The following is a 15,499-nucleotide window of genomic DNA, read 5'->3' on the forward strand; positions in this document are numbered from 1 at the left end:
CTACCCCTTAAGTGATGCGCTCGCCACAGTGGCGGAATGTTGGTTATTGGTGCTGGCCACCGCGCTGGCGGCGCTGTAACACACATACTCACATCCCGCCCAGCCAGCTCGTAATTGCAGGACGGAATTGTTAATGACTTCAAATCGATAGCGGCGACAGGTGCGGCCATATTGCCGGATGATCTGCATCAGCAGGTCGGGATTACTGGCAACCTGGCCATCCGTCACACGAACGCTTATCACGTCCCAATCAATGCCCGGTTGGCGCTCTAGGATTTCCACATAGCCCACGCCCAGACGTTCAAAAATGGCGATAAAGCCGGCCACCGATCCCGCATCGCGGGCATTGATAAAGGCGTACTGCACCCGCTTGCGGAATAGCTCCAGCGGCTCCCCGTTAAAACGGGTAATATCGCGCTGGTACGCCAGCACCTGGAGCAGCGGCACCGCACAGGTGACCGCATCAAGCTGTTTCAACGGCCAGGTCAGCCAGCCATACACCCACAACCAGAAATTGCGGCAGGCGCGCAGCAGCTTGGCCGGCTCCCCACGATTCATCCAGGACGGCAACCGCATCCCCGCCAGGCGTTCTTTAAAATCAGGCATCGGCTACCCCCAGTTTTAAGGTTTTCAATCGCGGCACATTCAGCTCGCTAACAATATCGCCCAGGGAAAACGCGATAGATTCCAGCTCAGGGAAAGCCCGGTGTAACTCCCTGGCCAGGTTGGAAAACGAGAAACGCGCATACGGCCAGGTTTTCTTTACGTCGTACTCCGCGTTTTGCCGGAACGCGCAACGGATCAGGGTTTCGCTGCTCTGCTTAAGCGTGGCCAGCGCGTCCGCCGTAAAGTTGGCCGTGTTTTCCAGATAGAGCGTGACGGTCAAATCGTGTTGGGTTTCCGGCATGGCAAAACACTGCATATCATCGCCGTGGCCGTGGTTCCCTTTATTGGTGATGTAATCATTGACCGCGCTAATAAACGGCTGCGAGGCTATGCCTGAATCCAACAACAGATAGGCGTTTGCCGTTCCCGGCCCGCGCGGCGCATCATGCTGAAAGAAAATGCGGTCAATACTCAGCCCGGCCACGCTGGCGATCATGCTGCGGTAAACCGCATCCGTGTGATAATTTCCCGCCAGGTTGTATTGGTTGCGCGCCCTGTCCCGTAAATCGTCGTCAGATTCCTGGTCAGCACCGGGCACCGATAACCACCCTTCCTGGTTTTCCACCCGCACAATACCTGGCACCGCCTGCGGTAAAATCCGGTAATACCCTGGGGCCAGGTTATGTGCACCACCTGGCGCGGTCGCCTTCACCGGTACCAGTCCGCCCGCAATGCCGGCGGCTAACGTCGTTTCCTTCACCACGGCCACGCTGTACACATGGCCGTTAAGCCGTTCTGTTTGCACCACCGTGCCAGCGGGGATCGTGACCATCACGCCGGCGTTTTCCTTGTCGAACCGAAAAACCCCCTCCGCCGCCGTCGCCGGCTTGCGCTTCACGTTGACGCCCCAGGCGAACATTTCCAGCCAGGTGCCGCCGGCAGTGGCCAAATACATGTTGGCCATCACCACCGACACCAATACATCCTTTAACCACATCACCGGGGCGGTAATAATCGCCTGGATAAGTCGCCAGAACGGTGACATTTTGGAGGTGTTGGTTATTAACCCTTCGGCGGTCACCAATGCGTTAAATTTTGAATTAACTTCGTCCTGGGTAATGGGCATTCCGCTTTCTGTTAAGGCTTTTTCATAATCAACTTGCGGTTTCGTCGTCATAATTAACGCTGGCCTCCACCTTGCCGAAATCATACGTTTCTGCCGTCACCCACAATCGCTTTAACGTTTCCTCGCTAATAACGACGGTGCCTGGAACAATTCGCTCATCATCTTCTAACAACAATACGATTTGCATAATCACATCGGCGCGTAGTGTCGGGCTTCTTTCCGCCACTAATTGCGTGACTAAGCCACTTTCTAAAATAGCGTGGACGCAATCTTGGCCAATGCTTACCCGGTTATTACATAACACCGGCTCCCGGCCTGTATTAAGCGAGAAATCGCCATTTTCTATTAGCAGGTCAATATAAAGGGGTTGATTCATTAACTTAATTCCTGCCATTCCATTAGCTGTTCAGGCGTCATGCCCTGCTTAACATTAATATGGACGTTCTCAATATTTTTACGGTTATCCGTAACGGTTCGACTGTTGTTATTAATTTCTTTATTAATCCCACCGGGGCCAATCCCTTTTAGCTTGCCGCCGCTCAGTAACATACTCGGCGCGGGCGGAGGCGGTGCGCTTTTCTCGGCTTGCACCTGGGCCAGCACCTGCACCTGTTGCGGCGGTGGCTGCGGCACCTTGACCGCCGGCACAGCGGGCGCGGGTGTTGCTGCCGTTCCCTGCATTGCCCTGGGCACCACGATAGGATCGCTCACATCCTGGAGCAGGGTTTTCCGTGCGCTTCCTGCCGGCATCAGCGCCGGCGCAGGTTGTGGCACAGCCACCGGGGCCACTGCCGCAGCCTGGGCCGCTGCCGGTAATGCGTTGCTACCCTCCAGCGTGGCCAGGCCGGTGGGCAACGCGCCCGCATCAATCGCCGGCACCGTCACCGGCGGCATGTTTACCATTCCCTGGGGTTCGGTCACCGTCGGCACCACATCCACATGCATGGGGTCAATACTGACGCCCGGCAGCATGTTGATTTTGTCGATGATCCAGTTGTAGGTATCGGCAAACGCAGACCGGAACACGCCCCACAGCTTGGTAAACACACCCGCTACCACACTGCCAATCTTCATAAACGACGCGATAGGCGATGACGGATCAAACGCGGCCACCACGTCCAGCCAGCCTTGTTTTACGATGCCGAATGCGTCAAACAAATGGCCCACGGTAGTAATCACCAGTTCAATCGGCGACAGCAGTAAACCTATTGCGCCGGCAACAATCTGGCCGCACGCCTGGCCGGCACTGGTGACGCCTTGCAACTCTGCCGCCGTGCTCTGGACAGGGGTTAGCAGACGGACGAACCAGTTAAACACCGCTTGAATCGCGCCCCATACTCCAGCCGCTGCCCGTTTCACCAGGTCAAACGCACCGGCAAAGGGGGACAACGCGCCGGCGGCCTCTTTAAAACCCGCAATAAAACCGGACACAAACGCCTTAATCGGCCCCCAAAATGCCCACACTGCCGCTACCACGGCACCGATAGCAGCCACCAACAGCGCGATCGGCCAGCTCATCAGCAGGAACGACACCGCACCGGTACGGGCGGCAATCGAGGCGGCCAACAGGCCAGCGCGCAGCATCACCAGACCACGGTTAAACACCGCCGTAGCCGCACCACCGGCCAGCATGGCCAGGCGGTTCAGGCCCAACAGCTTGGCCACCGGCCCCAATATGCTGCGTAACCCCATCATCAAGAACATGTGAACGCCGATCGCCAGGTTCGCTATTGCCCCCGCTGCCGCCAGGCTTAAGAACGCCAGCACCGCCAGGCCAATGGCCCGCGCCAGGTTGGGGAATAACTTTAACCAGCGCACCAGGGTTTGCCCCGCGTCCGCCATTTTGTTAATCAGCGGATAGAGCACCGGCAACAGCGTTAACCCCATCGCCGCCCGGATGGAATACCAGATAGCGGTAAGGCGTTCCCAAGGGTTAGTCATGCGCTCCGCCATTTCCGTGGCGCGCTTCATCCCGTCACTGCTTCCCAGCTCGTTAATGTGGCGTTTCAGCAAATCAACGTTGCCGTAAAGCTGCTTAATCAGTACCGACGAATCACCAAAGGCATCGTCCAGGGCCGCTTGCGCTTTGAGATTGCCCTCAATGCTTGCGCCGTAACGCGTTTGTAATTTTTCCAGCATTTCCGGCAAACTGACCATGCCGCCCGTGGCATTAACAAAGCTCATCCCCAGCTTTTTGGCCCCGTCCTGGGCCGTCTGATAAAACGACTCGTAAACGCTGCTGGCTTCCGATCCCAATGTGCGTTCCAGTTGCCCCATTACGGCAAACTGCTCATCAATACCCACACCGTAGTTAGCCCCCACGCCCCTGGCCCCTTCCATCAGGTCAGACATGGCTTGCATGTTGGTGCCAAAGGCCTTGACCATGTAGGCCGTTTTACTGGCGACCTGCTCGGCAAACTCAACACGCCCGATTTTCTCGGCATAGGTGCTGAATTTGTTGTACATGCTGCCCATGTACTCCGCTGCCTCGGTGCCGCTGGCCTTGGTGGCCGCCGCCAGGGTATTGGTGGCCACCACAAACGCCGGCAACTCCTGGTTGGTCAGCAATCCCACCTGGCTGCGGATCGCTTCGGTGGAGTTGATAAAGTCCACCGACGATTTGCCGTATTTCGCGCTGAAAGCCAGCGCATCCCCGGCCACCTTCTGCAAGGTGGTTTCATCAATGCCCTTGGTAGCCGCCGCGTTCAGGGCGTCGGTTATCTCAATCGCCGGGCCTAATGCGCCCTTAATTGACAAGCCAACCCCCACCAACCCTGCCCCGCCCACGGCAATCTTGCCAAAGGCCGCTTGCGATTTTTCCGCAAAGCCGGTAACCGATGCCTGGGCCTGTTTCAGGGGCCGCGTCAGTTTGTCGATCAGGCTCAGGGTAAAATCTAGCTGTTTCATTATTCGCCTTTAAATGCCAAAGAAATGCCGTTTGCGGTGGCCACTCGCGTATATTCCCAATGCCGGTTATCCAGCCAAATGGCGCGGGCTAAATTCTCGGTGCTATCATTTTCAGCAGGCAGGTAATAACGCCGCAGCGTTAATGCCTGTTCAATAAAGTTGTTATCGATAGCCCGCAGCCGGTTGGTTAGTTTTTTACTTCAATTTCCAGTTTCGGCGCATATTTCGCATTTACTGCTTCCGCGATTTGCAATGCTGCGCCTGGCAGTTTAAGCAGTTCGTCCAGTGCGGCTTTACTTTCCGCAACCACAACGCGGCGCAAATAGGTGACGTGCGGCGCAACTTTATTATCCATCGCCATATCATTAATCAGGCTGTTATAGGCTGTAGTGTTTGGCTCAAAGGCCAAGTCTTTGCCCTGGATAGTCAAGATAACTTTGGTTTCTTCTTTGCTCATTTTTTTAATTCCTTACGCTGGTTAATTTCATCAACTAATTGGTTATGCCGTGCGGCGCACAGCGGATAAATATCTAAATACGTTAATAACGGCTCGCTAAGGTCTTTTCCGGTTACCCCGTTTACCCTGGGTAATTGCTCCGGGCATTTAACGAGTAAACTTTCCTGAAATGGCACGTTCGGCTTTATCGGTGGCGTCGTTATACAGCCGGATAAATTCGTCAGACACGCACACGTTAGTAAATACCGGCTTAACCACTTCGGTGCGGATCTCTTTCGGTTGAGCATCACGCAACGCCTCTATTTTGTTTTCCAACTGCCTGGCGGAATGACTGGCTACCGCTTCCGACTCCTGGCGGAAGACTTCCCCGGCCCGCTGGGCGGCCTGGTCAATGGCCAGCGCCAGACTATCCCGGTGCCACTCGCTTGCCTGCCAACCGCCGGCAAAGCTGGCCACCAGGGCCAGCAGGCCCAACCATGCCCCCCTGGCCATCAGCGTACCCCGTTATGTTCCAGGCTAAAGTGGTTACCGTCCGGGCGACTTTTAAAGCGTCCCCCCCAGGAACCGCCCAGGCTTTCCCAATACTCACCCAGCGGCAAATACGCCTCGGTGTTGGTTTGGTACACGCCGTTAATGAACAGGTTAAAATCCACCGCAAGGCGCTGCGTGTGCAGGCTGTTGGCGATACCTGCGCCGGTTTTGGCGTTGCGGGCGGCCTGCTCTGGCGTGCGGTAAGCTTCGCCGAACGTCAGCCGGTAACCGTGATCGCCGGCCCAAGTGATCAGTTGGCCAATCCAGGCGGTAAATAACTGCTGTTTTTCACTTAACGTCATCTTTCATCTTCCCCGCTAATAAGCTGCTGCCCTTGCGCTTAAGCCACAACTCAACAACCTGGTGGCCAATAATGCCCAGGGCGGCCCCCAGTCCCACCACGCCAATGGTGGGCAAACCTGGCACCCAAATCAGTGCCGCCCCCGCCACCATCGCCGTGCCCGTTCCCAGGATCACCCGACCGATAAACAAGCGCGGAGTGATCGGCTCATCACTGCTTAACACCTTGCCAACAGCAATCAGCGCGCCCAATAACAACAGGCTCCAGAACGTTTTTTCATGCTCTTGCATCTGGCACCCTTACCCGATCAGGTTCTGCGTTAATTCAGATTCCAGGTAAGGAATGCCGCCCAGGCGTACAAAGTCGGCGTCTGTCACCACAAACTTAATCTTGTGCGTCATGATGCTGCCGCCCTTTGGGTCAACATCCAGAATGTCACTCAGAATCAACTTGCAGCCGAATGCCTCGACTTTCAGCTCTTCCCCGCCGGCCTTGGCGTACCACATCAGATCAATCGGCGGGATACCGCGCCAACTGCCGGCGGCCCGCGCCTTGGCGGTAACCTGGGCCAGGGATTTGGTGCTTAACTCCATTTCCCCCTCAGCCGCCACGTCACCCGCTACCCAACCATCGGGCACCCCCTGGGTTTGTGCTGCGGCGGTGTTGTCGGTAATGCTCAGGCTCACTTTTTCCGCATGGACTAAATCACCGTCCATATTGAAATCAACCGACTGGCCAGAAATCCTTTTGGTCATGCTGCGCCCTCCAGCGAGTTATCCAACATCAGGCTAACCGTGATGCCTTTCGGGCATTCATAGGTACGGATCACCAGGTAAATCTCCACTTTGGTGGATGTGCGCCAGGTAATTTGCACATCCCCATCCAGCGGCGCTTTGACTTCACCGGGGAACGTCACGCCATTAATCTGCGTACTGCGTGCCATTTCCCGCAGCGTCCTGGCAAAATACTGCTGATGCGCTGCAATACTGGTTGGGGTGCTGTTCAATGACCGATCGGCAATCTTAGGGATTGCCAACAGCCGCACACGTCGGGCCGCCTTATCCACCACGCGCAGGCTTTCCACCGCTTGGAAGTCGCCGCCCTCTACATCCAGGGTGCGCCCGTCAGACCAGTAAAGGCCGTCATAATCGGGATACCACATCGGCACACTAAAACGGTTTGCCTCCAACGCCTGGAGCGTCGCCAACTCCAGCACTTCCCCGGAACCGTCCACCGGCGTGGCCGTGCTGCCCATCTCGACTAATGCCCCGGTGGCCACACGGGCCGGGCTATCGGCAATCGTCACGGCGCGATTACACAGGCGGCCCGCCAACACACCCGGCTCATTGCCCCACAAACGCGGCACCAATTGAATAGCCGGCTCAGCCACGCCTTTTTGCAGGTCGTTGATGCGGCCCACATACTCGGGCCAGCCCTCGCCCTTTTGCAGCGCTTCTACAGATAGAATGAACCACTGCCAGCGGCCAAACTTGGCGATAATCTCCGCCCGCAGGCTCTGCGCCTGTTTCACCACATCGAGCGTAGCCGGCACCAGGTTAACAATGCCCTCAAAGCTCGCCACACGCTGCGCGGACAACACCGCCGCCGGCCAGTTCTTGGCGGCATCGGCTTCCGCCAGCACATGCACATAAGCAAACCAGTTTTGCCCCGCGTTCAACATGGCGGCTTTGAGGTTGCTTTTAAGTACCGAATCCCCCGCCCCCAACAGCACATCCAGATCGGTTTGCGTATTCACCGGCAACGTTTTGCCAATGTTGGTTTTGCCGGCACCGACAAACAGCAATACGCGCTCAATGTCTTTGGTTTCGCCCTGGTGCCGGTTGACCTGGTTAACCTGAATAATTGGCCAACTCATAGTTTCCCCTTCATATCCTGCGCTTTCACATTCCAACCAAACCCAATGGCCTGGAGTTGACGCGCCAACGCGTTGTTAAAATCCGCGTCACTCATGCCCAGGAACGGGCGGGACGGTAAATCCACCGTCCAGGCCGTTTTGGCCGCCTTGCCACTCAACTTGCGGATCAGCAAGCCGGCCTGCGCGAATGACATATTTCCTACAATTTCCTTGAGCGGTGGCTTACGCCAGCGCTTGCCGCGCTTCACCTGGTAACCCAACGCGCGCAGCTTTTTAGCCTGCCGCAGCGTGGCTTGCCGCTCAGTGGTGTTTTTCTTGCCGGCCACCTGCTCCCGCTTAACGGAAACTTTCATGCCTGCCGATTGCGCAAACCCCACCACGCCTGCCGGTACGTCTTTGTTGCCGTTGAGGTATCCGCCGCCCTGGAGGTAAAGCCTCACTGCCTCCTGCTCTGGCATTTCACGGATGTGCAGCAGATTGGGCATATTGCGCAGCATCTTGCCCCGTCGCCGGGTTTTACGCCCTTCCCAGGGGGTGCCATCCGGCTGTTGCTGATTACGCACATTGCGTTTAGCTGCGGCGATCACCCCGTACTTGGCCATGCGCCATAGCAGGCGCTGGCGCTTGGCCTTGGGTAACTCCAACTTGGCCAGCTCTTTGCGCATTTCCCGCAACTGTGTGCGGCTCAGTTCGCCATTGATGATCACGGCGTTTTACCGATTGGCGCGCCGGTGCTACCCACGCCATAAACATGCCCTTCCAGTGCCCACCAGATTTCGGGGTCTGCCAACTGCCAGCGCTTCCCATCAAAGGGGATTAGCCCCTGTTCGTCCTGGATCAGCGTCAGCGGCTCCGCCATCTTGATAACCACCTCAACCAACGCGGTTTTATCGTCCGTGACCACAATCGCCAGCTCCGGCATAGACTGTTCAAACCCCTGCTCAATCAACCCCTCGTCGGCATTCTCAATCAACCAGGCCAGCAACAGCGCACACAGGTAACGCGGGTCAAATTGGCGATAAGGGAAACGCCCCCAGGACAACACCGCTTCATACTGCATCACCGCCATTTGGTACTGGTTCAGTCCCATATCACGCTGCGCATTGATAAAGCTCACCTCTTCCATGTCGCTGTTAAATTCCAGGTTGGCCACGCGCGGCGGCAAATTGGCCTGGATAAACGCGGTTAGCGTCTCTAACTTGCTCATACCAGCCGCGCCGATGAACGCCGCGCCCCCTTCATATTGCGCAGCACCGTGGCGGCTTCCGCCAGCAGCCGGCTGCGTGTTTCCGGGTTTTCCTGGCCGGCACTGGGTGCCCGGCTAAACTGCGTCGAATACTCCCCCAATAAATCCGCCTTTGCCCTGGCGAATACCGCTTTTTCGTACTGCGCGATCAGCGCGGTTTTGTCGCCAATCTTCACCCCTGGCACGGCGCTGGCCTGGGTATAACCTTTCGCCTGTAGCTGGCCTGCCAGCTTGGCCAGGTCGAGATTAATTTCCGCTACGCTGGCCACCAGGGCCGCGCCCAGGGTGTCCGCATCAATATCGGGTGGAATGCTGCGCCGTTCCTGGAAGTCCGCCAGATTCAAATCCGGCCAAAATCCGTTATTGGTTAACGTCGCATCCTGGTAATCCGTGGCTTTGCCGTTAAACATCGTTGTTACTCCGAAAAAAAGCGGGCAGACCGGTTTCCATAGCACATCGCACCGTAGTGCCTTGCCTCCACCGCGCCCGCTTTGGCTTGCGGTAGTCTTTTATTCTTTTTCCAGCGCCCGCAGCCTGGCCGCAATTTTCAGCCGCTGCGTTTTGACGCCAGCCCCTTTGGGGTTAAATGCCTGCGCCTGGGCTAACAATTCATCTGCCTGGTTCAGCGTCGCCACGTCATTCACGGCGCTGGCCAGCGGCTGGCCGTTGTCATCAAGCAACAGCATCAATCCGGCAAACTTGAACCACTTGGCGCTGATTTCCTCATGCAGCCGCCAGTTGTCCCGCACGTTGGCAAAGGTGCGGGAAAAATACGGCTCCAGGCTGTTGCCCCTGCTGGCCTCTTCCTCTGACCAGGCCAGCACCGTATCCGCCACAAACGCGGCAAAGCTGCGCTTTAGCCTGTCCGGTGTCTGCTGGCGCTGGGCGATCGCCAAATCAGCCCAATCGAGTGCCTTGTCAAAATCCCCCACGTCAAACAGCCAGATAACACACCAGGCAAAAATGGGATTGGCGTAAACCTCCCCCTCCGCCAGGTACGTTTCCACCGTTGGCAACCAACGCGGCAACAACTCATCGCGTTTCATGGCGATGCGGTCAGCGGTTCGCGGCAACTCCCGTAGCCGGCGAATATCCCGCTCCATTGCCTGTACCTGGAGGTGCAAGCTGTCCCAGCCAGCCAACGCCTGGCGGTCTTCGAGTTTGCGCTCGGCCTGAATACGGGCCGTGTGGCGTTGTGCGGGGGAAAGTGACATAGCGCCTTACTCCCCTTTCGGTGCTTCCACCTTGCCGATAGTCACGGCGGACTCATCAAAGGCGGCGTACATTTCCGGGTATTCCACGGCGTAACCTTCATTGCGCAGATACTTGTTCTCGTACTGCTTGCGGTCTTCCGAAAACTCCGCTGCACGTTGACGGGTTTTGCGCTGGGTGTAGATGTGAAGGTTGCTTAATGGTGTCACCACCATTCGCTTGCCTGGCATAAATGGCGGGACAATCGCCGGACGACCAGCAATGGACGTGCCCAGCATCTGCGCCGCGATTTTTTCCGTTGGGCGATCGGCAGCCTGGTATAAGCGGTGTTGTTCTGCCGCCACCAGGTCAGCGCCCACCAACACGGTCAAACGTGGGTCATTGCGGAACTGCGCCGGAATTTTGCTGTTAATCAGGTCAGATGCCATCGCATCCAGTGACACATAGTCACCGCCTGCCCCCAGGGTCACCCCATCGGTGATGATCTGGTTGTCGTCAAAGTCGCGCACAAACTCCTGCCAGCCAATATTGACGTCCTCGCCGTTCGGGTTTTTCTCTGGATCAGAGGTTTTCGCAATAGACTTACCGTTAAAACCGATGCGCAGCATATCCAGGGCAAAGGATTGGTTTGTGAAAGTCTGCATACGCTGGAAAAACTCGTTCTCATCGCCAGAGTTCGCCCAGACAGACAACATGGCCCAGGTCAGTGCCGCGCCGGAATCAGTTTCCGAGAGTTTGTATTCCAGGCCATCTACACCGGTTTTGCGGATAAAACGCCCGCCTTCTTTACGCCCGGTAAAGATGCCCGGATTACCCACGTTCACCACCTGGCCAGATAACTGGTCAACATCTTCTACGGTGATCATGGACAGGAAATCCACAGACTCCAGCAGTGCAGTGCGTAACGCCGTCTCTTTTGGATCGGTCAATGAAAAATAACGCTCGGTGGTATCCTGCCCATATTCAGCAGCCAACCCCGTGCTATATGCGCGGAGTAGTTCACGCGCACGTTGATTTAAAAACATAGTTACCCCTCACCCACAGAGTGATTTAATTTTTATTACCCTGACGAATTACAGGAATTTAAACGGCTGGCGACCTTTACCCGGATTGCGACTCGGCAATTGGGTTACTTTTTTATCCAGCTTGCTGAAGTTTTTCACGATGCCGCTGATATTATCGCGCAGGGTTTTAAATTCCTGGGTGTCCACCACTTCTTTTACGGTTTCCACATCTTCCTGCACATCTTCAACGGCAGTGGCCGTTTCTTCTGCTTTACCTTCCAACGCGGCAAGGCGCGATTCAAAGGCCGCAAGGGCTTCCGCCAGTGCCTGTAATTTATCGCCATCCGCTGGGGTTTCCGCCTGCTGTTGCTCTTCCTCAATGGAAAACATGCTGCGCCAACCTTTCTTTTTATTACCTGACATTATTTTTCCCTCGTTAATTTCTTTGACTTCATCAAAAGCCAGCGGCTTTAATGCGCCATAACGTTTATTTTTACTGCGCCGATTAAAGCGCATCCGTTCGGTGTAAACGCTAGCCGGTTCATCAGTAACGCCCAGCCCTTCCAGGTAACTTTTACCTGTACCGCGAAAATCGCCATCGGGCGTAAATTCAGCGGAGCAAAAGAGTAACTGCCCGTCCACATTGGCCTGCATCAATGAGAGGTTTGGGCAAAGCTTGGCATACAGCCGCATCACCCCATCATCCCCCTCCTGACACATCAACTCTAAAACCCGCCCCCGGTTACCGTAAGTACGGGAATGCTCCGGCCATAACAGCGCCGTGTATAAATGAGGGTCGTAAAGTTCGGCGGCGTCCGTGATCCATTCTCTTTTAATATCACGCCCGTCTACTGTCTTACCTTCTGCGCAAACACAAATCCAATTCGTCATTAACTGCGAATCTGACATAAAGCCTATTTTCTCTTTCGTGTTTGTTTCGACAGGTGCAGTATCGCCAATTAATTCACACCCCGCACGGCCTTAATATCTTATATATTCGGATAAGCACCATTAACCGAATAAAGCCGTTTTATATCCGACGTGAACCAAAAATAAACCCTGCATAATTGGCACATGGCTAAATATTCAGACGAACTTATTGGCGTTGCGCGTTCACTCTATTTAAGACATTGGACGCCCAAAGAGATCGCCACCGAACTTAATCTGCCCAACAGGCGGATTGTTTACTATTGGGCGGATAAATGGAGCTGGGCGGATATGCTCAGCCACGAAAGTATTGAGGAGACAATTAATCGCCGCATTCAGGTATTAACCCACCGCGACGGCAAAACAGACCTGGAACAAAAAGAACTCGATAACCTGATCGCGCACCATTGCAAACTGCGTATTCAGCAAGCCAAACATGCGGAGAAACTTGCGGCTGTATCTTCCCAGGTAAATGGGGAATATTCCGCTGCCGGCGACGGTGACCAGGACGGGGGCAAGAAAAAGCGCAAATACCGTAAAAATGATATTTCCGCGCTGACACAGGAAGATTTTGACGCTTTCGCCAATGAGCACCTTTTCGGCTACCAAAAACACCTGCGCCTAAACCTGGCCCAGCAAATCCGCAACATCCTGAAAAGTCGGCAGATTGGTGCAACCTGGTATTTCGCGTTTGAGGCACTGGAAAACGCCGTAATGACCGGCGATCCGCAAATCTTCCTGTCAGCATCACGCCCACAGGCTGAGGTGTTCCGTTCGTACATCGTCAACATCGCGGAGCAGTATTTTGGCGTAACACTGACCGGCAACCCTATCCGTTTGAGTAACGGCGCGGAGCTGCGCTTTCTTTCCACCAACTCCAACACGGCGCAATCCTACAGCGGCCACCTGTACGTTGATGAATATTTCTGGATACAGAATTTTGCGCGGCTTAATGAGGTGGCCAGCGCAATGGCCACACATGACCGGTGGCGCACAACGTATTTTTCCACGCCCAGCAGCAAGACACACCAGGCTTACCCGTTCTGGACGGGGGAAGAATGGAAACGCGGCGATGCCAAGCGCAAAAAGGTGGAGTTTCCGTCATTCAAAGAACTGCGCGACGGCGGGCGGCTTTGTCCCGATGAGCAATGGCGATACATCATCACGATGGAAGATGCGATCGCCGGCGGGTTCAACCTGGCCAGCATCGACAAACTGCGCAACAAGTACAACCGCGACACATTCAGCATGCTCTATATGTGCGTGTTTGTGGACAGTGGAGACAGTGTTTTCCGCTTCAACGAGCTGGAACGCTGCGGCGTTGAGGTGTCGCTCTGGCAAGACCATGACCCCACCGCCTCACGCCCATTCGGTAATCGTGAAGTGTGGGCCGGCTTCGACCCGGCGCGCAGCGGCGACACCTCCACCTTTGTGATTATCGCGCCGCCGCTCTATGACGGTGAACGCTTCCGCGTCCTGGCCACGTTCTACTGGCAGGGGATGAACTGGAAACACCAGGCCAACCAGATTAAGGCACTGTTTGAACGCTACAACATGACGCACATCGGGATCGACATTACCGGCATTGGCAGCGGCGTGTATGAAATGGTGCAGGGTTTTGCCATGCGCCAGGCCGTGGCCATCCACTACGGCCTGGAGAGCAAAACGCGCCTGGTGCTGAAAATGGTGGATGTGGTGGAAAGCCAGCGCATCGAATGGGACAACGAACAAAAAGAAATCCCGGCCAGCTTCCTGGCCATCCGGCGCACCAGTACCGCCAAAGGTAACAGCATGACCTTTGTTGCGGATCGCACCCAGGAAACAGGCCACGCAGACGTATTTTTTGCCATCGCCCACGCCGTGGATAACGAGCCGCTCAATTTTGAGAACCAACGCAAATCAACATGGAAAACGAGAAAGGCCGCATGAAAAAGAATAAACAACGCCAGCGCCGTGCAGCGGCAAACCACCAACGTGCCACCGCCACAGGCCCGGCGCGCAAAATGAGCATTGCCACCCTGGGCAAGCCGGAACCGGTACTCACCACCGGAACCGACTACCGGGAAATCTGGTATGACAACGACTTTGACCACTACACGCTGCCGATTGACCGCCTGGCCCTGGCGCAGTTGGTCAACCTCAACGGCCAGCACGGTGGCGTACTGTACGCCCGGCACAATATGGTGGCGGCGGATTACCAGGGCGGCGGTTTAACGCACCAGGAACTGAAAGGCGGGATTTTTGATTACTTTACCTTTGGTGATCTGGCCATTGCGAAAGTGCGCAACGGTTGGGGCGACGTCTGCGCCCTGGCCCCACTGCCCTCACTCTATACCCGCCGCCGCAAGGATAATTCCCTGGTTGTTCTACAGAACGGTGAACCCCTGGTGTTTGCACCGGAGGATGTGATTTTTTTGAAGCAGTACGACCCACAACAACAGGTTTATGGCCTGCCGGACTACATCGGCGGTATTCACTCCGCGTTGCTCAACAGTGAAGCCACCATCTTTCGTCGCCGCTACTACCACAACGGGGCACACACGGGCGGCATCATCTACACCAATGACCCCAATTTGAGCACTGAGGTGGAAGATGAAATTGTACAAAGCCTGGAACAAAGCAAGGGGATCGGCAATTTCAGCACGCTGTTTGTGAATATCCCGAAAGGTGACCCGGACGGGATTAAATTCATCCCGATCGGCGACATCAGCGCAAAGGATGAGTTTGCCAACGTGAAAAACATCAGCGCCCAGGACGTTCTGGCGGCGCATCGTTTCCCGGCTGGTCTGGCCGGCATTATTCCAGGCAACACGGCGGGCCTGGGCGACCCGGAGAAAGCCCGCGAAACCTACCGAAAAGACGAGGTGATCCCCGTTCAACGCATGATTGCTGATGCCGTCAACAGCGATGCCGATGTGCCAGCGCACCTACACCTTAAATTCAACGACGCAACCTCACAATCGGGTGCGTTATGAGCAGAAAAACGTTAAAATTCCAGAAGTTTGCCACTTTTGGAGCCAGAAACATGCGCGTGATGAAAGTTTTATGCACGGAATGCGGCGCTAACGCGATTATCAGAAAAACGGCCCGTAAACACCGGCAGATTTCAGATCTCTATTGCGCCTGTAGTGATGTGGAGTGTGGCCATACTTTTGTAATGAATGTGACCTTTTCGCATACGCTTAGCCCAAGCGCTAAAACCGGGGATAAGCTGCTAAAAACCGTTGTTGAAAGCATGAACCCCCAACAACGGCAAATGATGCTCGATTTATTGCAGGGTGCCGCCTCCGCCGCCTGAATTAACGC

The 15,499-nt window shown here is 55.6% G+C and carries 20 protein-coding genes; 3 read left to right on the forward strand and 17 right to left on the reverse strand.

The window, feature by feature from the left end:
- The 17 genes from SGBXF1_RS18670 to SGBXF1_RS18745 all read right to left on the reverse strand — a co-directional run bounded on the left by SGBXF1_RS18670 (position 1) and on the right by SGBXF1_RS18745 (position 12,175).
- On the reverse strand, positions 1-606 hold the full coding sequence (locus SGBXF1_RS18670; RefSeq protein ID WP_186427336.1) for a phage tail protein: 606 nt from the start codon (positions 604-606) through the stop codon (positions 1-3).
- Positions 599-1,783, reverse strand: a complete 1,185-nt coding sequence (locus SGBXF1_RS18675; RefSeq protein ID WP_186427337.1) for a baseplate J/gp47 family protein — start codon at positions 1,781-1,783, stop codon at positions 599-601. Before SGBXF1_RS18675 ends, SGBXF1_RS18670 begins: the two co-directional genes overlap by 8 nt.
- Complete coding sequence (locus tag SGBXF1_RS18680) at positions 1,761-2,108, reverse strand: DUF2590 family protein (protein WP_186427338.1); 348 nt, start codon at positions 2,106-2,108, stop codon at positions 1,761-1,763. Before SGBXF1_RS18680 ends, SGBXF1_RS18675 begins: the two co-directional genes overlap by 23 nt.
- Positions 2,108-4,639: a phage tail tape measure protein gene (locus SGBXF1_RS18685; protein ID WP_186427339.1), complete on the reverse strand. Its 2,532-nt coding sequence runs from the start codon at positions 4,637-4,639 to the stop codon at positions 2,108-2,110. Before SGBXF1_RS18685 ends, SGBXF1_RS18680 begins: the two co-directional genes overlap by 1 nt.
- Positions 4,639-4,818 carry a DUF6890 family protein gene (locus SGBXF1_RS24050; RefSeq protein ID WP_420329907.1) on the reverse strand — a complete coding sequence of 60 codons (180 nt, stop codon included), beginning with the start codon at positions 4,816-4,818 and terminating at the stop codon, positions 4,639-4,641. Before SGBXF1_RS24050 ends, SGBXF1_RS18685 begins: the two co-directional genes overlap by 1 nt.
- Positions 4,819-4,826: 8 nt before the next feature.
- Positions 4,827-5,096: a putative phage tail assembly chaperone gene (locus SGBXF1_RS18690; protein ID WP_060437402.1), complete on the reverse strand. Its 270-nt coding sequence runs from the start codon at positions 5,094-5,096 to the stop codon at positions 4,827-4,829.
- Between the two features lie 147 nt (positions 5,097-5,243).
- Positions 5,244-5,588, reverse strand: a complete 345-nt coding sequence (locus SGBXF1_RS18695) for a hypothetical protein (RefSeq protein ID WP_186427340.1) — start codon at positions 5,586-5,588, stop codon at positions 5,244-5,246.
- On the reverse strand, positions 5,588-5,929 hold the full coding sequence (locus SGBXF1_RS18700; RefSeq protein ID WP_116689924.1) for a M15 family metallopeptidase: 342 nt from the start codon (positions 5,927-5,929) through the stop codon (positions 5,588-5,590). Before SGBXF1_RS18700 ends, SGBXF1_RS18695 begins: the two co-directional genes overlap by 1 nt.
- Positions 5,916-6,218, reverse strand: a complete 303-nt coding sequence (locus SGBXF1_RS18705; protein WP_116689923.1) for a phage holin family protein — start codon at positions 6,216-6,218, stop codon at positions 5,916-5,918. Before SGBXF1_RS18705 ends, SGBXF1_RS18700 begins: the two co-directional genes overlap by 14 nt.
- 9 nt (positions 6,219-6,227) lie before the next feature.
- Positions 6,228-6,683 (reverse strand): DUF2597 family protein, encoded by a 456-nt coding sequence (locus SGBXF1_RS18710; RefSeq protein WP_049232568.1) that lies wholly within the window; start codon positions 6,681-6,683, stop codon positions 6,228-6,230.
- Complete coding sequence (locus SGBXF1_RS18715; RefSeq protein WP_186427341.1) at positions 6,680-7,804, reverse strand: DUF2586 domain-containing protein; 1,125 nt, start codon at positions 7,802-7,804, stop codon at positions 6,680-6,682. Before SGBXF1_RS18715 ends, SGBXF1_RS18710 begins: the two co-directional genes overlap by 4 nt.
- Entirely contained in the window at positions 7,801-8,511 is a 711-nt protein-coding gene (locus SGBXF1_RS18720) for a hypothetical protein (protein ID WP_186427342.1), read from the reverse strand. The genes SGBXF1_RS18715 and SGBXF1_RS18720 overlap by 4 nt, the downstream gene beginning before the upstream one ends.
- Positions 8,508-9,011 carry a phage tail protein gene (locus SGBXF1_RS18725; protein ID WP_186427343.1) on the reverse strand — a complete coding sequence of 168 codons (504 nt, stop codon included), beginning with the start codon at positions 9,009-9,011 and terminating at the stop codon, positions 8,508-8,510. Before SGBXF1_RS18725 ends, SGBXF1_RS18720 begins: the two co-directional genes overlap by 4 nt.
- Complete coding sequence (locus tag SGBXF1_RS18730; RefSeq protein WP_186427344.1) at positions 9,008-9,460, reverse strand: head completion/stabilization protein; 453 nt, start codon at positions 9,458-9,460, stop codon at positions 9,008-9,010. Before SGBXF1_RS18730 ends, SGBXF1_RS18725 begins: the two co-directional genes overlap by 4 nt.
- 99 nt (positions 9,461-9,559) lie before the next feature.
- Positions 9,560-10,264 (reverse strand): phage terminase small subunit, encoded by a 705-nt coding sequence (gene gpM, locus SGBXF1_RS18735; protein WP_186427345.1) that lies wholly within the window; start codon positions 10,262-10,264, stop codon positions 9,560-9,562.
- A gap of 6 nt (positions 10,265-10,270) precedes the next feature.
- Positions 10,271-11,287 (reverse strand): phage major capsid protein, P2 family, encoded by a 1,017-nt coding sequence (locus SGBXF1_RS18740; RefSeq protein ID WP_186427346.1) that lies wholly within the window; start codon positions 11,285-11,287, stop codon positions 10,271-10,273.
- Positions 11,288-11,335: 48 nt separating this feature from the next.
- Entirely contained in the window at positions 11,336-12,175 is an 840-nt protein-coding gene (locus SGBXF1_RS18745; protein ID WP_186427347.1) for a GPO family capsid scaffolding protein, read from the reverse strand.
- A gap of 165 nt (positions 12,176-12,340) precedes the next feature.
- Between SGBXF1_RS18745 and SGBXF1_RS18750 the strand changes: the two genes are divergently transcribed.
- The 3 genes from SGBXF1_RS18750 to SGBXF1_RS18760 are packed head-to-tail and all read left to right on the forward strand — an operon-like array spanning position 12,341 to position 15,491.
- Positions 12,341-14,122, forward strand: coding sequence for a terminase large subunit domain-containing protein (locus SGBXF1_RS18750; RefSeq protein WP_186427348.1), 1,782 nt, complete (start codon positions 12,341-12,343; stop codon positions 14,120-14,122).
- On the forward strand, positions 14,119-15,168 hold the full coding sequence (locus tag SGBXF1_RS18755; protein ID WP_186427349.1) for a phage portal protein: 1,050 nt from the start codon (positions 14,119-14,121) through the stop codon (positions 15,166-15,168). Before SGBXF1_RS18750 ends, SGBXF1_RS18755 begins: the two co-directional genes overlap by 4 nt.
- Positions 15,165-15,491 carry an Ogr/Delta-like zinc finger protein gene (locus SGBXF1_RS18760; protein WP_049232552.1) on the forward strand — a complete coding sequence of 109 codons (327 nt, stop codon included), beginning with the start codon at positions 15,165-15,167 and terminating at the stop codon, positions 15,489-15,491. Before SGBXF1_RS18755 ends, SGBXF1_RS18760 begins: the two co-directional genes overlap by 4 nt.
- The last annotated feature ends 8 nt before the right edge of the window (positions 15,492-15,499 follow it).

Origin of the sequence: Serratia grimesii, from assembly GCF_900186025.1 — a bacterium.
GTDB lineage: Bacteria > Pseudomonadota > Gammaproteobacteria > Enterobacterales > Enterobacteriaceae > Serratia > Serratia grimesii.